The organism is Citrobacter sp. R-1.5.2, from assembly GCF_035064245.1.
In the GTDB taxonomy this organism is placed as follows: Bacteria; Pseudomonadota; Gammaproteobacteria; order Enterobacterales; family Enterobacteriaceae; genus Citrobacter.
Map to the genome: position 1 here is coordinate 1 of NZ_JASEYC010000029.1, position 20,156 is coordinate 20,156.

Genomic DNA, 20,156 nt, shown 5'->3' on the forward strand with positions numbered 1-20,156 from the left:
AATCGGTGGAGCTGCATGACAAAGTCATCGGGCATTATCTGAACATAAAACACTATCAGTAAGTTGGAGTCATTACCCATATTTTTCAGTATTCATAATACACCTCTCTCATAGTATATACCGATATATATTACTATATACTAAATATACAAAAAATCAATTATATTACAGGTTTATACATAAAAAAAGAGAGCTATTTAAGCCCCCTTTATAATATTATCTTCTGAAAAGTCTTCTTGGCTTGTTTTCATCTGGTTTATTTTCTGGTTTAGGTGTTTCAGGTTCTTTTTGCTGTTTTATGTCAGGCTTTTTTTCGGGTTCGGCATTACTGACTTTCGCTAATTCCCTCTCCTTTTTTTCTTCTTCAAGGTCTTTAAGAGATTTTTTTCCTAAAAAATTAATGCCTAATTCATCAAGTTTAAATTTCTCGTGAACTTCTTTGTAAAACTGTCTTTGTTCTTCACTTAAAGGCTTAACCCCTACACCGTTCTGAACAGCCTGTAAGTAAGCATTTTCAAGGAAGGAAGAATTTCCCTGGAAGGTAACCGTATTCCAGCCTTTTTCCTTAGCGACAAGAACGAGTCTTTTTGCACTGTCGATCTGATTTCTTGCTATGACCACAATAGAGTCGGTTTTTTCAAGCAATTGAGTGTTGTCCTTGAAGTAAACTATTCTCTTTTGCCCATCAAGTGATCTACCAATACGACCTACATTATCAAAAAGCCTGTGATAATCTTCGTCGTCCAGGAAGCGGGTTTTAGAATTGAATGACTGCCCCTTGTTTGCATTGTGAAGTTCTTCCAGTTCAAGAATATCCTGTTCCGTAGTGTCCTTAACGGCAGGCTCTGGATCGTCGTTCGCCACGGTCATAGCTGCTACTGGTGCTTTATCAGTAAAACCGTTGTCCTTCGGCTCTACGGGGAACAGTTCTTCTTCTGTTGGTTCTGCACTGCTATGGACTGGTGCGGGTGTGGCGGGTTCGTCATTTGCCGGTGATACAACGGCAGCGGTTAAACTTTTATTGTCTTTCTGTTGAGCAAACACTTTCAGTTCGTCGGGGATTACTTCTTCTTCGTTTTCCAGGTCATCAAACTGTGGAACATAGCCGAGAGCATTATAGGTAGTGTTCTGTATGCTTTTAAGCTCTGCTATTTGTTCGTAAGTCTTGTCAATCGCTTCCTGGTTGTTTGTCTCTTCATATCCTTTCAGATCTCTCCTTAGCTTAATGACATTGTTAACAGCATCAGCATAAGTTTTTTCAAGCTGTTGGGTGTTGAAGTGTTCTGTGTTTTGTTCTTTTTCTGCATTTAAAGCTTCGTTAGTTCCGAATCCCATAGGCAACTCCTTAGTTATAGTTATGTTTTTAATTTAGATGATTTTTTTGCATAAACCCTCTACAATGTAGTATAGTATATTATAGCATGTTGGCAATAGCTGACGGCAATAAAATGTTCATGAGTGATTCCATGAAATTTCTTTATAAACATCATGTTAGGGGGTTTTATGATTCCGTATTCCGTCTGGAACTATAAGGGAGGTGTAGGCAAGAGCCATACTAGTCTAACTCTCTCCGGGTATCTGGCCAATCAGGGTAAGCGTGTGGCACTGGTTGATTATGACCCACAAAACGGGGCTATGATCTGTTCAGACATTGCCAAAGCAAATGGAAGCCCTTTACCCTTTTTGGTTGTTAAAAGCCTGAGTGAAATAAACCGCGACGAGATAGATGCTGTTGTGTTCGATCACTCCCCAGGTGTTAACCCTGGCGGTCAGCTTGCCCCTATCGTTATCATTCCGACTATCCTCGATGCAGCAAGCCATTCAATCACTATCAAGAGTGTTCACGAACTGGACGGAACGGACAAGCTCTGTATCGTCATTCCTAATCGTGTAGAACTGCAAAACAAAGAGCATAAAGACCTGCTCGAAATGCAGTTTGAAAATGTCCCCTACATGAAGAAGCGAGTCTCTTACTCTCGTGCCTACGGCATGGGTGTAACTATCTATTCGGAAGGTACAGGCTTACCGAACCTGGGGATCACTCGCCAGGAGTTCGACGGTGTAGCTAAATACATTCATAAACGAATCGAAAAACACATTGCTGATATGAAAGCAAAAGAGAAGGCATAAAACTTATGAGCAAGAAAAAAAACTCATGGCTTGATGATATGCAGTCGTTTGAAAAGATTGCCGTTGAAACAGCTTTCAATGCCGGTGACTCTTACTGGTCGCATGAATATTTTGCACATAGTAATAATGCTGCTCATGTCGTCACTAATGTAAAAATAAGAGCAAAAGAAGACGAAACCCGTTTAACCAATATTCGTATTCCTGCACAACTGGAAGCTGTTCTTGCACAGATCGCCCCTGGTGTTCCTATTGCTACGGCTTTATTGGTGCTTGCAGATTTAAAAGCCAGCGAGCTTGTTAAGGAAAATAAAGCCGTAAAAATATCGAATAAAGGGGAGTAACCCTTATGTCAGGTAATTACAAGTTAAGTCGTCAGTTCGTCGGAAATATAACAGGTGACACTTTTTATTTTTGAAAAGTAGAATATAGTAAATTAAAGTAGATAAAAAACTACTTTACTACTTAAAAAAATAAATAACTAAGGAGTTACAAATGGCAAAAGTTAATGCAAAAGGTTTAAAAACATATAACCATCAGGGTTTTTTAACTTCAAACTCAGGAGCAAACAGCAGTGATAGTCCTCTATACCCAACACAAGAAGATGCTTATTATATCGATGCCTGGTCAGGTATAGAGATTACAGATCCAAATCCTGCAAAACTGGTTAAAGATATAGAGGAAGGTGTATACGATAAAGTTCATTTCCCTACAAAAAGATTTCTTAACGATTTAAAAGTGAAAGATCTTGCAGGTGGTTTAAAGAAATTTAATAAGCTTCACGAGCTTGATGAACAACCGGAAGGTGAGCACTTTGTCTTTTATCTTGATGGTGTTCCTAAGCACCTACAATCAAAAACCAGGGAAATTATCATAAGAGAAATCTCTCACCCCGATTTTATATTCAGAAAAGAACAGAATAGCGGTAGAAAACCACAGATTATAGTCAATAAAGGTCTGCAAAGTGTGCTTGCCTGGGGGATTCACCGCAACCAGACAGATCATTTGGGAAATGTAATTCCAGACCATTTCCACCTCTTCCGTTCTGCTCATTGTATCACTGATAAGAATTATGGTGTTTCAACGAATGATAAAGGAGAGTTTACTCCATTTATAAATGCAGCAAATCCTAATAAAAGAATTGTCAATGCTGCTTTATTACTAAAAGATAACAAAGTTAGATTGATTGTTGAAAATCAGATAAACAGGGCTTTGGCAGCGGCTGGGATAGAAGCAACGGTAACCCTTGGTTCTTTACAAGAGGAAATTGGTGCGACAGATGAAATTAAATCAGAAAAATTAAAAAAAGAAGCAGAAGAAAATAATAAGCCTCTTGCTGATGTAGCACAAGAACATATCAATGACGAATCTCTTGATGATGAAGAAATTTCCGACTCTTTAATGCAACATGGAAATCTTTCAGAACAATCCATAGAAAAACTTGAGTCTATAATTAACAAAACAGCATTTGACAGTAATGAACAAGTTAGAAGAAAACAGGCTCAGATAAAAGAGCTAATGGCTGAACTTGTCGAAAGAGAACAAGAATTACAAGCTATCAATAAAGGTATCCTTTATGAAGCTAAATACATTCATGCTAAAAATCTTTTAAATGAAACTTCAAGAAAGCTTGAATCAGTAAATAAAGAGCTAGAAGAGTCTAATAAACTGAATGACGAGTTCAATGAAAAAATCATTGAAAACACAAATACAATTTCTAATCTTAATGACGAATTAGCACGAGAAAGAAAATATAACGAAGAACAAGAATTACAACTTAATCAGTTAGAAACAGAGCTTGAAACCGAAAGAAATATAAATGCGGAAAACTCAGCACTTATTACAACACTTACAGACAAAAATACTGATTTAACCGCTAATCTGGAAGTTGAGCAAGAGAAGACAGCAGAACTGACAGCGGAAAATGCAGAACTAAAAGAGAAGCATAAAGTTGAGATCGCTACTCTCCGTAGTGAGTTCGCTCAGAAACTGGTTAAATACCGTAAAAACTTTGTGGCTCGTGTTAAAAACAAAGTGGCAACGGCTGTTGAACATGCAATTCAGGCATTTAAAGATAATCAATTGCCATCATTGCTTAAAGATGCAACAACCAAAGCAGTAAGTGAATATAAATTAAAAGAATTACCTGGAAAAATTAGAAAGATAAGAGAAGAAGAAGCTACAAAATCAGCGAATGAAATTAAAGCATTAACCAACGATGTTTCTATATTAAAGACTAATGTAGAAACCTTAACGGCTGATAAAGATACATTGCAGAAAGATTTTGACGAATTGTTCAATGCCAGCAAAGAAAAAGCAACGGAAATGAATAATGAAATTGCTCGCCTTAAAGAAATTCTTAAAAGCAATGGAATAAACCCTGATGGTGATAACTCACCAAAAAAGCCTAAAAACGATAAGAAGTAAGGGGTGACTTATGAACATAAACAACAATAAGGACAGAATAAAAGAAATAGAGAGTCTTGGTGTAAGCGGGGAGGAAACTCCCCTTACCCCACCTGATGGCATTGTGGGTGCGATTAATGAGTTAAGGGAAGAAGAGTGTTCTCTTCCCGATCCCTTGTTCGTCGGCAAGCTGGTTAACCCTCTCATTATGAAAGATAAGCCAGGTTATGCTAAAAAAATGAAGAAAAGAAAGCATATTACTTTTAAACCTAATGAAGACGGTTTAGATTTACTTGAATGTTATTATAATGATTTTTATATAGAGCTTTACACTCGTGATTATAATGAGCATTTACAGGCTATACCTAAAAAGAATTTAGAAAAACTGGCAAGAGTTGATAAAAAGTTTCAAACTTATATGGAAGAAACTGAATATACTTTTTACGAAAACATTTCAGAGTTGTTTGATTTATTCGGTGATATGATTTTCGAAGAATGGGGGATGGCTACACCATCGGTAGATAGCAGTGTTATGTTCACAAAAGCAGTTTTAACAGAAGCCGTATTAAGAAATATGCCTGTCTATCCTGATTTAATGAATGAACAGCAAAGAAGAATTTTAAGAAAATTGTTTATAGACATTAAGCATGAATACAAAATGGTTTACCATTCAGAGATGACAAAAGAAGTGAGAACCACACATTATATTTGCGGTAAAAATTATTATGAGTCTATGAGTAAAAATAAAAGTTATTTATTATCATCAGGTTATTGACACTTTAATAAAAATCGAACATAGTTTATAATATACGGAATAATATATAAAATAATATAAAACGGGGTGCTTATGACAACAAATGAAAAAGATGCATACCTTTTAACAGGTGTGGAGATAAAAATGTACGATCCTGATGCTGTATCAGAGGAAAATGAACACGAACAGGAAGAAGAACAGCTTCAAATCGAAGAAAACAATCTTGATAACGAATCTGAATATGAAGAAGAGTATCAGGAAGACGACGAATACACGGAAGAAGACGAGCAGAACGACGAACACCAGGCTTCGACTGTAATTGGAGAAGCACAGGAAGCTGGTTCTGAAGATCCATCTAACAAACTGGACGGGTTACCTTCCCCTATTCGCAGAAAGAAAAAAGAAAAAGAAATAACTCTTTATGAAAGTTTTGTAGGGAAAATCACTACACATGGTATGTATCACACTTCCAGGAAATCAGTAAAAGGGAAGGTTGTTGTTAAAGATATTCTTGTTCATAACTTCCCGATTTTACCAGTGGAAGTTATTAAAGCCCTTGATGGCACAATTGACGAATCAGTAACTTATATTAAATTGGTTTTCAAGAGCATCGACGGCGAATTTAAAGAAGTTATTATCCCTTCTGGTGCTGCTAACGATTTTAAAGAAGTGAAGAAAGCGGGTTTTCTTGCCCCTTCTCCATTAAATCATTCAAAAGTTCTTTCTCTTATTAATGATGTTATTTCTAATGGCTCGTTAAATAAAAAGACGGGCTATTCTCAGTGTGGCTGGACAAGTGATTTAATGCACCATATCAGACCCGACAATGATTTGTATGTGGGTAAAAAAGTAAAAGTTACAGAAGTTAAAGGAAGTGCTGATTTATATTTCCCAATGCTTTCTGAATTTGTTTTAAATTGTCCTCAGATGGCTTTTGGTCTTGCATTCGCAGCGGCTGGATATATGCGTGGATATATTACCGTAACAACTTTAACTCCATTCTATATCCTTTACGGTAAAGCTCATATGGGTAAATCTAAAACATGTCAGCTTATCGCAAGCTTGCAGGGCAACCCGATAAAAGGGAAGGGTAATAATATTGACTGGAATACTACTATGATTGGATTCCATAAATTTCTTGCAAATAATAATCATGGTGTTTTAATCGTTGATGAATTAGATAACCTGTTTCTAAAAAATAACATTGCTCATGCTGCAACAATGATTATGGATATAACAAACGGTGGTGGTCGAGCTTATTCAGACCAGTACAGAAACACTTATCAGGGCGAAAGCTGGAACAACTCTGTTATTGCTTCAACTAATCTACGTATTGAAGATGTGGCAGGTGGAACAATGAAAGAACAAGCTTTGTTCACTCGTTTAATGCAAATCGATGTCGAAGATTCGGTTCTTCATAACTACACTGGCGGTCAATACAGGCTCGAAGAACTCACTCAGATCATGAATGAAAACTACGGGCATTTCTACCCAAAAGCGATTGAACAAATCAAAGCAAAGGGCAAGGAATATAAAGCAAGACTTAAAGAACTTTTTAATGAATTAACATCTGATATTAAGCTGGTTGACTTGCAGAACGAACCTCGCTCACTCGAAATGCTGGCTCTTGCTCAGGTTGGTGCTGAACTGGTCGGTGATGTATTAGGTGAAAAAGAAGGTGCAGCTTGTCAGGCAGCCGTTGACATTATCATTGAACGATTCAAGAGATCGGAAGACGAACTTATATCCAAAAAGCAAAATGAAGATGCTAACACTTATGAAATGTTAAAAAGTTTCATAACGGATAATGCTCAAAGATTCCGTTGGGAAAATTATGCTTATTGCCAGGGCAATCGCTTAGATATGAAAAAATCTCAGATTGATCAGGCGATTGAATTTTCCAGTAATGCGACAAAAGCAAGTACCGGTGCATTAGGTGTTGTTGTGCAGGAAACGGTTATGGATCATGCCCTGGATTACAACGGGTATGTGTTACTTAATCCGAGTGCATTTGATAGCCTTGCTCGTTATGGGATTTCAAAAGATAAGATGATTTCAGCTGCCAAAAATCTTGGAATGTTGAGAGAGCAGGGCGGTAAGAACACTAAAAAACTTAGTGACAAGTATAAAGCAATGCTATCTGGTGTTAGTCGTGCTTACCAAATTGAGCTTAAAGATATAAGCGATATCCTGGAATTTGAAGTACCAGAAGTTGCACCAGAAGAAAATCTGAAGGAAATCACCCCGGTGAAAGAGCCAGATTTCACGACAGAGCACCTTCCAGAGAACGAGAACGGGCAACTCCCACCTGAAATTGAACAACAGTTAGACAAAATCATGGAGGACTATGACAGATTCGGCTTTACCGACTGGGATAACATAGGAGCTTCCATTCAAAATAAAACCAACAAAGGAGAGTGATTATGAAAGACAGATACACCCTTAACCAGGGCAGAAATGCCCTTATAGACAGTGAAGCAGATCAGCCAGTCAGGATTTTTTTCACCAACAATGTTTATGTGTGCAAGACTCCAACAGGCATGTTTAAGGAGCGAAGCCCCGAAGAACTGGCAAGACTGCTTAACCGAACGGCAAACCAGCAAAAGGTATCAACAGGGTTTAAGGCAGGTAGACCCAAAACGGCAGAAGAACTATCAAGAATGTTAGAAAAGATTCAGAAATAACAAAGCCCCTAAACAGGGGCTTTTTAACGGCTTATAGGAGAGTATTTTTAAGGGTAATAAGAACCGAAATACCCGACAGAAAACCCGATTGACACCGCTAATGAAGCCAGACAAGCAACAACCAAAGCAATGAAGCCAGCACGATAAGCAAGGTTGGCAACAACATACTGAATAGAAACTTTTCCAGAAGTCAGAATATTACTAAGTTCTAAACGGGTATAATGCTTAGTAAGCCATACACATAAAAACAATACACCCCATGCCATTAAGATAGTTGATAAATCGTGTGAAGTAGTCATTTTATTTCTCCTATAAACCGTTTGTTCATTATTAATTTAGCGTACTCTTTTTTGTATCTCAAGTTTTTTTCGATGTTTTTCATCATCTTACATAATGTCATTGAAGCTGTTAGGTTTTTTGTTTGGTAAAGATTTAGTTTCTTCTATTGCTAACACATCAATGGGTTCTTCATTCCATTCTTCTTTCCATACCGTATTGTAGGAAAAATCAGGAAGCCATTCCCCTGGGGTTCTGAAAAAACCATGAGTGTAAGTTGTTTGATACTTTACTCCATATGCCATTAGACTAAATCTGAATGTCAGAGTTGACATTATCAAGCCAAAGATCACAGCAGAATACAACTGGAATATATCTTCTGCCAAGAATCCGAAAACAACCGTAGCAATCAATACAGAATATGAAACATAGCAAAGGATACAAAACTCTATATATCTTCTTCTTAGTTTTTTTTCATTATAATGATATTGTCTTAGTTTTTGTGAGAATTTAGTTTTCATAATTATTACCCCTCTTGATGACATTCAAATAAAAATACATTTCCACTTTTTTCTTTTAAATTAATAGCATGGTCAATTAATGCTGGAATCATATAATACTTAAAGCTATCAGGCATTAACCCATTAATATCATCAAGTGTTTTTTCAGGAACTAATAATTGTATTTTCTTTTTTTCCATTCCGCATGTAACCGAAAATTTAAGATCGTTTTCTTTTTGCTTTAAAATTTTAAAAGTTCTATCTTTCTCATCGGAGCTCATAGATTTGATTTTTTCCACCATTTCAACAAGTAAAGCCACATACAGCATTGTATATTTTCCCTTACTAACTCCCGCTGATACAGATAGTAGTTTTTCTGTAAGCCATTGAGGATTTGATATTAAAATACCTTTCCCATTTGCAAATGTATTAGGTGGTATTGCATTTACTAAAAATATGTCTTTGCTTATTTGTTGCAACATATTCTCCTCAATTAATTCTACTGATTTTATTTTATTTATCATATTTAACTCTCCGGGTGTTGACTATATTATTTTTTTCTCTTATATATTTAAATATATTATTTCATATATTATCTTATATATAATTTAATATATTTAAAACTAAACATATGTCAATAGCCTTAATTTAAAAATGAGGAAATAGATATAAGAAAAACAAAATAAATATGGAGAGTTCTTATGAGTACAAAAAATATAATGAGGTATTTAGGAAGTATATTCTTACTTCTTTCACTAACAATAACACAAAATGCTTATGCAGAAGGTTTTGATCTTTTCAAACCTAACGATGATAACTGGTTAATTAAAAATATTTTCATACCGTTATTTTACCCTGATACTTCCCCTTTTTCCCCCATAACTGGTGTATTCCTTGCGGGTATACTTGCTTTTGGGGGAGTTCTTGCAGGTTATACCATGCTTGCCGGCACACTCAACACAGCTCACGATGGTGAAATGTTAGGTAAGAAGTGGTCTTCTCTATGGTTGCCAGTGAGAACGACTCTTGGTGTCTCTATGATCATGCCTATCAAAGGCGGGTTCTGTGCCATACAAATTATCGTGGTATGGCTTGCAGTGCAGGGGGTAGGACTTGCAGATCAGACCTGGAATGCTTTTGTTGAAAATCCATTAAAAGGTTCTGTTTTGCCTCAGCCTGTTATTGACAGACAGATCAGTACACTTTACCAAAGTGCTGTAAGTGGATATGCCTGTATAGCAGCCATTAAGAAAGACCAGGCAGATAACGAAGCTGACGGAAAAAGTGCTGGTATTATTGATAAATTATTAAACATAACAAAAGAAGAATGGAATCCAGGAGTTACAACCTCAACAACCAGTGGCACTAACAATGGGAAAAAACTTGTCATAGAGTTTGGTAATAAAAATAGAGAGGCTTCACGAAATGCCTGTGGTTCTATAATTTATGACATGTATGCTACTTCTGATAAAGTTATAGCAAATGCACCCCAGGCAGCACTTGACCTTGTTGACCTTAATAAAATTCAAAGAAGCTTGATTCCAGTTCATGTAATAGCATTAAGTGCTTTATTAGCAAGAGCAAGCGATGTAGGAAACAGAATTGCTAATAATGATGATTCTATTACTGCTGATTACATAGCCAATGATATGAAAGTAGCAGGTGACGCTTATAAGGTTGCTATTGCTCTTGCAGCTAATACGGCTTACCAGGATTCAATTTCAAAAGACACGGTTGAATCATTGAAAAAAGATGGATTCGTATCAGCAGGAGCATGGTTTATTAGAATCGCAATGGCTCAAAGTGCTGTTAATAATGTAGTAAATAATGTTCCTATTGGTACAGGTGTTACAGGTAGTATGTTGGAAGAATCAACAAGCTGGTTTGGTGGTTCTGATAAAACAGATTATCCTTCTGTTGATAAAACCAAGAAAAATTTAAAAGCATATTTTGCAAAAGCAAATATGTTGAATAATAACAGTGCAAGTGGTGCCGGTGCAGGAACAGAAGGTGACCAAAGTCTTTTAGATAAATTAATGGCTGTTTTCTCTCCTTCCGAACTTGCTGCTCTTTTCACAGCACAGGCATTTACTGCAAATCCAGTTGTAGCAATAATCAATATTGGATTATCTTTAATCAATTTTGCTCTTGTAACATATGGAGTCATGACAACTGTTGTTTTAGGTATTGGTACCGCTGCTAATGTTATACCTGGTGGGGTTATTTCAGCTACGACATTGGTTACACCATTGGTTACAGGACTATTATTTGCTCTGTTCTGGGCTGGAATCAGAATGGCTTATGTTATTGCATGGAAACCTTTCATAGTCTGGTTTGGTGCGATTATAGGTTGGTTGGTGTTAGTAGTTGAATCCATGTTTGCAGCACCTCTATGGATGGTTGCTCACCTTGCACCAGATCAAGACGGTGTAGTAGGTAAAATGGGGCAAGGATACATGTTGATACTGTCTCTTATCCTCCGTCCTGTTCTTATGGTTATCGGGTTCGTAGTAGCTCTATCACTCATGACACCATGCCTAATGTTAATAAATGCTTTCATTGCTTTCACTGGCGATACTATAGGAGTCGGTGCAGCCGCTTTCATAGGTAAAATCGTTATGATTACGATCTATTTAAAAGTTGTGGAAGAAACTATGAACAAGCTCTTTGGTTTAATTCACTCTATACCAGACAGCATCCTACAATGGATTGGTGGCGGTTTATCTCGCTCAATGGGTGATTATGCGAATGGTATCGAAGGTGGTTCTTCTCATACGACTGAAAAAATCGGTGGCGGTAGTAAACAAGCTGTTATGACTATGAGTAGTGTTTCTACAAGAGGAGCACAAAGGGCTCAGGAGCTTAGAGAAAGAAATGAAGAAAATACCATGAATGCAGCAAACGGGCATGATGGCGGGGGTTCTGGTAGCGGTAATAATGATTCTTCTGATAAACCAAAAACAAAAGGTTAAATAAAATAAAGCCCCTTAACTTAGGGGCTTTTTGTTTCAATATAGAAACCAATTAATCAACAATATTTACGGAGTTACTTATGGTAACGACTTTAATATATTCTATTTATTTTCAAATATCAAATATTTTTATATTTATTTAGCCCCAGCTTATTGACATTTTCACTGGGGCATTTATAAATATATAAAAGGGTAAATAAAAAATACAAATAAAGGAGTCAATTATGAATACATTTAATTTGTTTAATTTAACCAATCCGATTCTGACGATCCCAATCACAATTATTATGGGCCTTGGGTTTATTGTTGTTCTTTTTAATTTATTTAAAAACACTTTTTTAGCCAAATACAAAAGGCTCGAAGAGTCGGGATTCTGGAAAAACATATGGCATTTAGCGAAGTGGATTAAAGGTAAAATTAATTATCTGGTTGGTGTTTATTTTTTCAGTATGACATTATTGTTTTCCATCATGGTTTTTATATTCAGGGATGAAACATTCAAGTTAGATTTAACGGCTTATATCTTGTGCGGCTTTATCAGTGTTGGTTTAAGCATTCTCTTTTACACATACAGAGATATTAATTTCGATTTAAAATCCTATAAGCAAGTAAGACAAGAGCAAAAAGAAAAGAGAAGGAGGAAAGTATGATTTTAAAAGAAAGAGATTTAGTGGGCTTCAAACTCATTTTAAACCAAAATAAACTAACTTCAAGCCTGGTTAATTTTAAGCTTTGCATTATAGAATCAGATAAAAAAATAAAACGAGTTAGAGCAAGCAATTCTTTTATCTACGAAGATGTAACCTGTAAGCAAAATAGAAACAAAAAAACTGGCGAGTATAAATTGAGTGTGGAAGCACAGGAAACTCTCGACAGGATGCTATCTGTATTCACTAACACAAAAGAAATTTGCAAAATAATGATTCAGTATTTCATAAGTCAGACAAACCGACCTGAAAGCATGAAAGAAGAATTAAAATCCGTCACTACGGAAATCACTGAAAAGGTTTTTGATAAAGTAAAAGCAGACGACCAGACTTTAATACTTATCACTTACCATGAAGTTATGAAGCAGTTAATCAAAATGGATTGGTGGAAAGATAATGAAGCTAAAAGAATGGAAATTCTTAAAGAAATAGAAATGAGAAAAGAACAGTTAGGGGGTGTTTATGGCGAAATTTAATCTCATTGGTAAAAATCCCGAACAAGCGAAAAAATATCTTACTTTCTGGACAATCGTTAATGCAGGGGAAGAAGAAAGATATCAGGAAGCTATGCAGTTATCTCTTGAACCAGGATTCACTATAAACAAGACAAAAACCAATGGCATGTTTTTCATGGAAGACATGATGATTTCTTGCCGTAAAGAGTTCTTCTCTCTGTTCATGGACACACACCGTCAAACGGTCAAATACCACTTATCCCGCAGATCTTACACTATCCCGGAACTGGTCATTGCAAGATACATGGGTAGTTATACCAGGCTTGCAAGTGATGAAGAAAGGATAGACCACTTAACAGCAAACATTGTCTGTTTTCTCGATGCCATGTTGGCCACCGGCACACATAAGCGATTACAGCACCTGGACAGCTACGAGAAGCTTATAGCGAAGGTGGAAGAGTATTACATGGGGGTTATAGCCGATTTGCCGTCTGTAAGGCTCTATGAGGCTCTCAAAGCGAAAGCGGCAGGTAATGAGCAAGCGGAGCTGAAGGAAGTCATAGCAGCGACGACAGGAACGACGAAGAAGAGAAGACTGTAAACGGGGGAAAGGGTATGGACGATATGATAATCAGGTCTGTTAAATCAGCTTTGAAGCACAGCAAAAGAAAGGGAACGACAGCTATGGACTTCCTGTTAACCGATAGCCACACACAGTTGAAGCTGGACGACAGATACGGGGGGATAGCTGATACAGGGCATATGTTCGCTATCCTGGTGGAAGATCACTACAAGAAGAAGTTTAAGGACATAACAAGAAAGGGGAATGTAGTAACCATTAAGGTAGCAAGAGACATACTGGTAGGGTTCAGATTCAGCTACTCGCCAGGCTCTCTATCCGTTTACTACAAAATCAGGGTTAAAGGAAAAAATTATAAGGAGGGAATAAAGGTAATTGATGGGTTTAACAGAACATCAGAAAGCATAATAAACAACATCATTAACAAAGCAAGACAGCAAATTGTTTCAATGAAATTCATTGCTGGTATGACTGTTTTAGCCATATCGGGTGTGGGAATGTTTTATGCAATATTTAATTTAAATACACTAATCACATAATTATAAAAAAGGCGGTGACTTATGATAATAAAAGCGGAAGAAATGGAAAAGGTAATGTATGGCGACAGGGTGAAAGAATTTATTCCAGAAAAGAAAAAAACCAAACTACTCGCAGACATTTATCATGCTGAAAATCTTTTCAGGAAAAATAGAATAGACAAAATAAACTTATTAGATAAAATAGAATTAGCAGCTAACAATAAATAAGGAGTTAATTATGATAATAACAGATTTAGAAGGTAGAAGTTTATACAGAAACAGAAACGATTTTGAACCAGAAAGAATAATTGATGCCATCGTTAAAGCGGGTGGCATAGAAAATATTAACTTAACTTTTTATGCCGATGATTTCAATGATGAGGAAGCGATTAAAGCAATAAGATTTTTAAAAAACATAAACTATGACATTAACAAGCTTCCGATAGACCAATACGAAGAAGTTGTAGCCATTGAACTTATCAAGCAAGGCTATGATATGTACAAAACAGGTAGGCATAATATCCCGGTCATTACAGAATGTGGTTATGGGGTTTTAAAAGAGTGTATTAAACAAGGTTTAGATCTGAATAAATTCAATGTTGACAATCATTTTAGATCTGAAATTGACTATGATGAAAGAGGTAATAGTAGAAAGGTTCATTATTCTGATATATCTAATTTTATAAGATATAAAGAGAGCATAGACTACGACAAATTTAGCTTGCTTGCTGACAATGGATTGTTAAACGAAAAAACATTAAAAGACTTAGAGGGAGACTTTGGACCGCTTTATTATAAATATCAATCAGCCATGAATAAAGAAACCTTTAAAAAAGTTCTTAATGCTTACGATAAAATAGAGTTAAATATTGATAAGATTCAAGAAATTCATGACATGGATCTGTGTTATTTTAATGGTTCTGGTAATTTTAAAATTCAATTAATTGATAGGTTTTTAGAAACGAGTGCAAACAAAGATTCTGCTATTAATGAAATATATCAGTCATTGGAGAAAAGAGGTGAAAATATAAACAGTAAGGATAACTTACCATTTATAAACATGATTAAAAAACACACTAAACAAGAACAGAACGAGATCCAGGCTGCTTTCACACAAACCGCACCAAAACCCAGCACCAGAAGAAGAATGTAGGAGGAATTATGATAATAAAAAACTCAGAAGGTCAAGAGATATACAATAAAAGAAGTAATGGTAATTTAGATACTGACAGTATCATAAATGCCATAGTAAAAGCCGGGGGAGTAGATAAAATCCATATCAAACTTTTTGATAATGGCTTCACTATGAATGAATTTATTAACTCTGTCAGGTTTCTAAAATCAATTAATTTTGACATTAACCAACTACCAATCGAACGGTATAGAGATTATGGAGGCATAGAATTAATAAAACAAGGATATAATATGTATAAAACTGGTAAAGATAATGTACCAGTGATTACAGAATGTGGTTACGAGGTTTTAAAAGAGTGTGTTAAAAAAGGTCTTGATTTAAATAAATTCAGCAAAAGCAACCATTTTTTAGAATTTATCGAATGTGACGATAATGGCGAATATTTAAAGAAAAACTATCGTATATCTAATTTTATAAGAGACAAAGAAAACCCTAAGTTTATAGATATCAATAAACTCGATTTACTGATAGATAATGGATTGCTTAATAATAACACCTTGTCTGATTTAGAGGGGGAGATTGGGCGACTATATTATAACTGTGAATTACTTATGCTTTGCCCTGATGATACATTTAAAAAACTTGTTGATGCCTATGAAGTAATAGAATTAAATGAAAAAGGACTTTCTGAAATAGATGAAATAGATACTACCGGAGAGTTGAAGGCTCACTTACTGAAAAGATATTTAGATACAAGTAAGAATAAAGATGTTGCCATTAGTAATATCTATCGAATCTTTGAAAACAGTGGAGGTGAATGTTTACATGAAAAAACAAACAAACCAACTATTGAAATGATAAATAAGTATATCAAAGAGGAAAGAGAAGAACTTCATTCGATACTTTCTCAATCCTCAACACCTAAACCCAGCACCAGAAGAAGAATGTAATGAACCTACTCACATAAAAGACAGCTTAACCAGTTGTCTTTTTTTACCCCAGCTTATTGACAATTTCACTGTAACCATTAGATGTATAAAAAATAACTATAAGCGGGGATTTTACTATGGAAAATATTTTATCAAAAAAACAAAAGAAGCATTTAAAGAAAACCTATCTTAATACAGAAAAGAAAATCAGGAACAGGATAGCGAGCAACAGGAAAGCATTTTACTGTGGTGTCGCCGTTCTTGCCGTTCTGACGGCATACAGCTTGTTTAAACCGAAGGAACAGCAAACAGTGATCCCACAGGTTAACCAGGACTACGCAAAGGAGGGTGCGAATAAGCACCCTCCACAACGAAACTGAAAAAAATTAGTTTATTAAATTCAAATACTTACAAAGGCGCATTTTTATGTTTGGTGACTTATTCGCACCTTCCTTAGCAATTTTTTGTGAAGTAGCAACAGAGAGCAAGACTTGATGAAAAATTCACATAATTGGTTGTGTACTGTTAACTGCCCCTTGTCTGCCAAAAACCAAATAAAAAACAATGGATTGATGAAAATAAAAAAAAGATAAAGTTTAGGCCAAAGTGGTCGATAACTTGAAAGACACAGGTAAGCCTGACTTATATACCCAAAAGGAAAATATTATGGCACAAGTCATCAATACAAACAGCCTGTCGCTGTTGACCCAGAATAACCTGAACAAATCTCAGTCTTCCTTGAGCTCCGCTATCGAGCGTCTGTCTTCCGGTCTGCGTATCAACAGCGCGAAAGACGATGCTGCGGGTCAGGCGATTGCTAACCGCTTCACCTCTAACATCAAAGGCCTGACTCAGGCGTCCCGTAATGCCAACGACGGTATTTCTGTTGCCCAGACTACAGAAGGTGCGTTGAACGAAATCAACAACAACCTGCAGCGTGTACGTGAACTGTCCGTTCAGGCAACTAACGGTACCAACTCTGACAGCGATCTGTCTTCGATTCAGGCTGAAATTACTCAACGCCTGGAAGAAATTGATCGCGTTTCAGATCAGACTCAGTTCAACGGCGTGAAAGTGCTGGCTGAGAATAACGAGATGAAAATCCAGGTAGGCGCTAACGATGGTGAAACTATCACGATTAATTTGGCAAAAATTGATGCTAAAACACTTGGATTAGATGGTTTCAATATTAACGGTGCTACAAAAGCAACCGCTAGTGATTTAGTTTCTAAATTCAAAGCTACCGGTACTGACAACTATGATGTTGCTGGTAATACTTATACAGTTAACATTGAAAGTGGTGCTGTTCAGAATAGCACCGTTAATTCGATGTATATTAGCGCAGTAGATGGGTCACTGACTACTTCAAACGATACTAAAGTCTTGGGTCAAGGCGTTGATGCTACAGCATTAGCTGCTGCTGGTCAGGGTAAAGCTCAGAGCGCAACTTTCACCCTCAAAGGTATTGAATATAAGGTAATAAGTGCTGCTACTACTGATGGTAACGGTAAATACGAAGCTATGATCAACAGTGAAAAGGTAACCTTTACTATCACTGGTAGTAAGGATACAGATGGTGCAGATGCAAGTTTAGCTACAGATAAGCCTATCTATAAAACAGCGGCTGGAACGCTTACCACTGAAGAAGTAAGTAATAAAGCTGCGACAGTATCTGATCTGGATATTAAAAATGGTAAGAAAACAGGTAGCTCTTTAGTCGTTGATGGACAAAACTACAAAGTAAGCAAGGACGGAGTGGTAACAGATGCTGTTGATAATAAAGTTATGTATGTAGGTAAGTCGCAAGGTGGTAGCCCAATTCTTGTCAATGCCGATGCAGCTAAAACGATGCAATCAACTGAAAAGCCGCTGGAAACCATCGATAAAGCATTAGCAAAAGTTGATGCCCTTCGCTCTGACCTCGGTGCGGTACAGAACCGTTTCGATTCTGCTATCACCAACCTGGGTAACACCGTAAACAACCTGTCTTCTGCTCGTAGCCGTATCGAAGATTCTGACTACGCGACCGAAGTGTCTAACATGTCTCGTGCTCAGATCCTGCAACAGGCGGGTACTTCTGTTCTGGCACAGGCTAACCAGACCACGCAGAACGTACTGTCTCTGCTGCGTTAATATAGTTTATAGTACTAAGCCCCGTGATTGCGGGGCTTTTTTGTTTAATGTGCTAAAACTGGTTCTAAGGTACAACTGTTATGAATGATATCTCATATGGTCGAGAAGCGGAAAAATGGCCCCGTGAATATTCTACGCTTGCTCGCAGGATACAATTTCTACGCTTCAATGATTATCCTGTAAAGTTGGTAAGCGGCAACGGGCAATCAATAATCGGTTATATTTCAAAGTTTAATCAGAAAGAAAATATGATCTTGGCATCTGATGAAGCTAAGGGAAGCAATAGGATTGAGGTAAAACTTGAGTTTCTCGCATCACTCGAAGAATTGCCGATTGGCGAAAGTTTAACCGCAAGACTTATTGCTGCTGATGTTTTTAATGTTCAGCCATGTGACCCAACAAGGAAAGACTTTTTCTCTATCTGCAATAAGTGCTTTAAACAAGGGGTGGGTATAAAAGTACATATGCTAGATGGGCGTATTCTGATAGGGGAAACAACTGGCGTTAATGCTTGTCAAGTCGGAATGATTAGACCTAATGGCAACCATATGCAGATCATGTTTGACTGGGTTAGCAGAATAACCTCCTCAGATTACTCTGGTTAAACCTTCATATTATCAGTTGGTTATCAATATTTTCAAAAGGATATTCCAGACGGCGATAAGCTTGCTCGGTAAGACCAAGAGCATAGACAATAAATTCTCCCGACAGTGAAGCTTTACGGGCATCTTCTCTTGATTGATACATTACTGGTTCTACATATCGTAGTTTGCCAATACTGATCCGTTCCACCGACAGCCCCGTTCTGTTAATGATTTCATGTAGCTCTTTTATCGGAATCCTATCCCATTATCCCCAAAATATCCTTACAGGCATTCAATTTTTTTAGTAGTGGTAGGGTGTTTGTATGGGTTAGGTGCAAAAGTCGCTCAGAACGGCTTACAGGCAAGGATTTGAGCTATTGGGGTGTTTTTGGTTAATCGGTGAGCAGATTTGAAGGGTTGGCCACTCTTGCAGATCGATAATGCTCGATTAAGGGAGGATGGCTTGCCGTTCCTGGCGAACTGGATTGAGTCGCCGCCGTCCAGCATTGCTTTTGTGCAGATCTGGCTATCCGTTAATGTAGTATATTATAGTATAGTGTATTACCGTTCCGATCATGCGGCTGGCACTGCTAAACTTTTATCAATCGACTGTTCAGGCTCTACTCATTCCACGAAGGGGAATTAACCGTGGAACACTACTTACCAGTAATGGCGGGGCATACAGCCCCAAAACTTTCAATGTTCCCCGTTCCACCTGGATAAGGTCACACTTCATAGGTTAGAGTGTAGTATAGTATATTGTAGTATATTACTATTTCATTTTCTCAAACCGACCTACCATATATCGATGACAGGGAATGTCATTGCTGATCCACCAGGTAGAGAAAGTTTCCATTTGGAGACTGGATTCTACTTTTAGAAACTCGCACCAGCTTTAAACTTTTATCAAGTGGCTGTACTGCTTTACTCTTTTCCTGATCACCCGTTCCGGGCAGGTACCCAACCAAATAGAATGTAGAAAAATAGAAATTTCCCGTTCAGGTTTTCTATAATCTTAAACCATCAATTTACAATGTAGTATAGTATAGTGTATTACCATATTTCAGATCTAAAAACCCCGTTCCGGGCAAAAGTAGAAAGTAGAAATTGAGATTTTCTCAGATATACCAGCATTCAAAATCTACATACGGTACAATAACCACCATAACGGCGAAAACCCTCCATATATTCCACCCTGAAAAGCCAGATTCCACAATAAAAAATAAAGGTGGAATAGAGGTGGAACGAATAAACCCTTATATATCAAAGCTTTACAGCATATTCCACATATTCCACCCATTCCACCGATATGCTCAATTCTCATATAAATAAATAATGTAGTTTGCCAATATAGTTTGAGATGTAGATCTATAGACCTACTTATCTACATGTAGTT

At 36.9% G+C, this 20,156-nt stretch carries 23 protein-coding genes; 18 read left to right on the forward strand and 5 right to left on the reverse strand.

The features are described from left to right. Positions 1–62 (forward strand): IS1 family transposase (locus QMN38_RS27105; RefSeq protein ID WP_071528444.1); only part of this gene is annotated, 62 nt, incomplete at its 5' end. 154 nt (positions 63–216) lie between these two features. Here the strand turns inward: QMN38_RS27105 and QMN38_RS25255 are convergent. Next, positions 217–1,335: an LPD7 domain-containing protein gene (locus QMN38_RS25255; RefSeq protein ID WP_323606321.1), complete on the reverse strand. Its 1,119-nt coding sequence runs from the start codon at positions 1,333–1,335 to the stop codon at positions 217–219. Positions 1,336–1,503: 168 nt separating this feature from the next. Between QMN38_RS25255 and QMN38_RS25260 the strand changes: the two genes are divergently transcribed. The 6 genes from QMN38_RS25260 to QMN38_RS25285 all read left to right on the forward strand — a co-directional run bounded on the left by QMN38_RS25260 (position 1,504) and on the right by QMN38_RS25285 (position 7,971). Beyond that, positions 1,504–2,130 carry a ParA family protein gene (locus QMN38_RS25260; RefSeq protein ID WP_050193935.1) on the forward strand — a complete coding sequence of 209 codons (627 nt, stop codon included), beginning with the start codon at positions 1,504–1,506 and terminating at the stop codon, positions 2,128–2,130. Positions 2,131–2,135: 5 nt separating this feature from the next. Beyond that, positions 2,136–2,471 (forward strand): hypothetical protein, encoded by a 336-nt coding sequence (locus tag QMN38_RS25265; RefSeq protein WP_039505237.1) that lies wholly within the window; start codon positions 2,136–2,138, stop codon positions 2,469–2,471. Between the two features lie 151 nt (positions 2,472–2,622). Next, on the forward strand, positions 2,623–4,554 hold the full coding sequence (locus QMN38_RS25270; protein ID WP_063613375.1) for a coiled-coil domain-containing protein: 1,932 nt from the start codon (positions 2,623–2,625) through the stop codon (positions 4,552–4,554). Positions 4,555–4,564: 10 nt separating this feature from the next. Further along, positions 4,565–5,308 carry a hypothetical protein gene (locus QMN38_RS25275; protein WP_063613376.1) on the forward strand — a complete coding sequence of 248 codons (744 nt, stop codon included), beginning with the start codon at positions 4,565–4,567 and terminating at the stop codon, positions 5,306–5,308. Positions 5,309–5,380: 72 nt separating this feature from the next. Then, positions 5,381–7,708, forward strand: a complete 2,328-nt coding sequence (locus QMN38_RS25280; protein ID WP_323606327.1) for a DUF927 domain-containing protein — start codon at positions 5,381–5,383, stop codon at positions 7,706–7,708. A gap of 2 nt (positions 7,709–7,710) precedes the next feature. Next, complete coding sequence (locus QMN38_RS25285) at positions 7,711–7,971, forward strand: hypothetical protein (RefSeq protein WP_250649779.1); 261 nt, start codon at positions 7,711–7,713, stop codon at positions 7,969–7,971. 47 nt (positions 7,972–8,018) lie between these two features. Here QMN38_RS25285 and QMN38_RS25290 read toward each other — a convergent pair whose 3' ends face one another. The 3 genes from QMN38_RS25290 to QMN38_RS25300 form a co-directional block, all read right to left on the reverse strand. Further along, positions 8,019–8,270, reverse strand: coding sequence for a hypothetical protein (locus tag QMN38_RS25290; RefSeq protein WP_127365406.1), 252 nt, complete (start codon positions 8,268–8,270; stop codon positions 8,019–8,021). An 87-nt stretch (positions 8,271–8,357) separates the two neighbouring features. Continuing rightward, positions 8,358–8,768, reverse strand: a complete 411-nt coding sequence (locus QMN38_RS25295) for a hypothetical protein (RefSeq protein ID WP_094544841.1) — start codon at positions 8,766–8,768, stop codon at positions 8,358–8,360. 5 nt (positions 8,769–8,773) lie between these two features. Further along, positions 8,774–9,271 carry a hypothetical protein gene (locus tag QMN38_RS25300; RefSeq protein WP_316455150.1) on the reverse strand — a complete coding sequence of 166 codons (498 nt, stop codon included), beginning with the start codon at positions 9,269–9,271 and terminating at the stop codon, positions 8,774–8,776. Positions 9,272–9,448: 177 nt separating this feature from the next. On the opposite strand from QMN38_RS25300, the gene QMN38_RS25305 reads away from it, so the two are divergent. The 11 genes from QMN38_RS25305 (at position 9,449) to QMN38_RS25355 (ending at position 18,781) form a co-directional block, all read left to right on the forward strand. Then, positions 9,449–11,719, forward strand: coding sequence for a DotA/TraY family protein (locus tag QMN38_RS25305; RefSeq protein WP_323606331.1), 2,271 nt, complete (start codon positions 9,449–9,451; stop codon positions 11,717–11,719). Between the two features lie 224 nt (positions 11,720–11,943). Next, positions 11,944–12,369: a hypothetical protein gene (locus tag QMN38_RS25310; protein WP_080068206.1), complete on the forward strand. Its 426-nt coding sequence runs from the start codon at positions 11,944–11,946 to the stop codon at positions 12,367–12,369. Next, complete coding sequence (locus QMN38_RS25315; protein WP_323606332.1) at positions 12,366–12,902, forward strand: hypothetical protein; 537 nt, start codon at positions 12,366–12,368, stop codon at positions 12,900–12,902. Before QMN38_RS25310 ends, QMN38_RS25315 begins: the two co-directional genes overlap by 4 nt. Beyond that, on the forward strand, positions 12,889–13,482 hold the full coding sequence (locus tag QMN38_RS25320) for a hypothetical protein (RefSeq protein ID WP_058672256.1): 594 nt from the start codon (positions 12,889–12,891) through the stop codon (positions 13,480–13,482). The genes QMN38_RS25315 and QMN38_RS25320 overlap by 14 nt, the downstream gene beginning before the upstream one ends. Before the next feature lie 14 nt (positions 13,483–13,496). Next, positions 13,497–14,000 (forward strand): hypothetical protein, encoded by a 504-nt coding sequence (locus tag QMN38_RS25325; RefSeq protein ID WP_063613380.1) that lies wholly within the window; start codon positions 13,497–13,499, stop codon positions 13,998–14,000. Positions 14,001–14,021: 21 nt separating this feature from the next. Further along, entirely contained in the window at positions 14,022–14,207 is a 186-nt protein-coding gene (locus tag QMN38_RS25330; protein WP_323606333.1) for a hypothetical protein, read from the forward strand. 10 nt (positions 14,208–14,217) lie between these two features. Further along, a complete protein-coding gene (locus QMN38_RS25335; protein WP_323606334.1) occupies positions 14,218–15,132 on the forward strand; it encodes a hypothetical protein in 915 nt (304 codons plus the stop codon). A gap of 8 nt (positions 15,133–15,140) precedes the next feature. Next, positions 15,141–16,064, forward strand: coding sequence for a hypothetical protein (locus QMN38_RS25340; protein WP_196093960.1), 924 nt, complete (start codon positions 15,141–15,143; stop codon positions 16,062–16,064). Between the two features lie 116 nt (positions 16,065–16,180). Then, on the forward strand, positions 16,181–16,423 hold the full coding sequence (locus QMN38_RS25345) for a hypothetical protein (RefSeq protein WP_196093961.1): 243 nt from the start codon (positions 16,181–16,183) through the stop codon (positions 16,421–16,423). A gap of 286 nt (positions 16,424–16,709) precedes the next feature. Next, entirely contained in the window at positions 16,710–18,176 is a 1,467-nt protein-coding gene (locus tag QMN38_RS25350) for a flagellin N-terminal helical domain-containing protein (RefSeq protein WP_323606335.1), read from the forward strand. An 80-nt stretch (positions 18,177–18,256) separates the two neighbouring features. Continuing rightward, on the forward strand, positions 18,257–18,781 hold the full coding sequence (locus QMN38_RS25355) for a hypothetical protein (protein WP_001760552.1): 525 nt from the start codon (positions 18,257–18,259) through the stop codon (positions 18,779–18,781). Positions 18,782–18,785: 4 nt separating this feature from the next. Here the strand turns inward: QMN38_RS25355 and QMN38_RS25360 are convergent, their stop codons facing one another. Next, positions 18,786–18,968, reverse strand: a complete 183-nt coding sequence (locus QMN38_RS25360) for a hypothetical protein (RefSeq protein WP_323606336.1) — start codon at positions 18,966–18,968, stop codon at positions 18,786–18,788. Positions 18,969–20,156: the final 1,188 nt, after the last annotated feature.

Bases quoted from the DNA above. Each gene is read 5' to 3' on its own strand.
- QMN38_RS25255 (WP_323606321.1), bottom strand. From the start codon at position 1,335: ATGGGATTCGGAACTAACGAAGCTTTAAATGCAGAAAAAGAACAAAAC.
- QMN38_RS25260 (WP_050193935.1), top strand. From the start codon at position 1,504: ATGATTCCGTATTCCGTCTGGAACTATAAGGGAGGTGTAGGCAAGAGC.
- QMN38_RS25265 (WP_039505237.1), top strand. From the start codon at position 2,136: ATGAGCAAGAAAAAAAACTCATGGCTTGATGATATGCAGTCGTTTGAA.
- QMN38_RS25270 (WP_063613375.1), top strand. From the start codon at position 2,623: ATGGCAAAAGTTAATGCAAAAGGTTTAAAAACATATAACCATCAGGGT.
- QMN38_RS25275 (WP_063613376.1), top strand. From the start codon at position 4,565: ATGAACATAAACAACAATAAGGACAGAATAAAAGAAATAGAGAGTCTT.
- QMN38_RS25280 (WP_323606327.1), top strand. From the start codon at position 5,381: ATGACAACAAATGAAAAAGATGCATACCTTTTAACAGGTGTGGAGATA.
- QMN38_RS25285 (WP_250649779.1), top strand. From the start codon at position 7,711: ATGAAAGACAGATACACCCTTAACCAGGGCAGAAATGCCCTTATAGAC.
- QMN38_RS25290 (WP_127365406.1), bottom strand. From the start codon at position 8,270: ATGACTACTTCACACGATTTATCAACTATCTTAATGGCATGGGGTGTA.
- QMN38_RS25295 (WP_094544841.1), bottom strand. From the start codon at position 8,768: ATGAAAACTAAATTCTCACAAAAACTAAGACAATATCATTATAATGAA.
- QMN38_RS25300 (WP_316455150.1), bottom strand. From the start codon at position 9,271: ATGATAAATAAAATAAAATCAGTAGAATTAATTGAGGAGAATATGTTG.
- QMN38_RS25305 (WP_323606331.1), top strand. From the start codon at position 9,449: ATGAGTACAAAAAATATAATGAGGTATTTAGGAAGTATATTCTTACTT.
- QMN38_RS25310 (WP_080068206.1), top strand. From the start codon at position 11,944: ATGAATACATTTAATTTGTTTAATTTAACCAATCCGATTCTGACGATC.
- QMN38_RS25315 (WP_323606332.1), top strand. From the start codon at position 12,366: ATGATTTTAAAAGAAAGAGATTTAGTGGGCTTCAAACTCATTTTAAAC.
- QMN38_RS25320 (WP_058672256.1), top strand. From the start codon at position 12,889: ATGGCGAAATTTAATCTCATTGGTAAAAATCCCGAACAAGCGAAAAAA.
- QMN38_RS25325 (WP_063613380.1), top strand. From the start codon at position 13,497: ATGGACGATATGATAATCAGGTCTGTTAAATCAGCTTTGAAGCACAGC.
- QMN38_RS25330 (WP_323606333.1), top strand. From the start codon at position 14,022: ATGATAATAAAAGCGGAAGAAATGGAAAAGGTAATGTATGGCGACAGG.
- QMN38_RS25335 (WP_323606334.1), top strand. From the start codon at position 14,218: ATGATAATAACAGATTTAGAAGGTAGAAGTTTATACAGAAACAGAAAC.
- QMN38_RS25340 (WP_196093960.1), top strand. From the start codon at position 15,141: ATGATAATAAAAAACTCAGAAGGTCAAGAGATATACAATAAAAGAAGT.
- QMN38_RS25345 (WP_196093961.1), top strand. From the start codon at position 16,181: ATGGAAAATATTTTATCAAAAAAACAAAAGAAGCATTTAAAGAAAACC.
- QMN38_RS25350 (WP_323606335.1), top strand. From the start codon at position 16,710: ATGGCACAAGTCATCAATACAAACAGCCTGTCGCTGTTGACCCAGAAT.
- QMN38_RS25355 (WP_001760552.1), top strand. From the start codon at position 18,257: ATGAATGATATCTCATATGGTCGAGAAGCGGAAAAATGGCCCCGTGAA.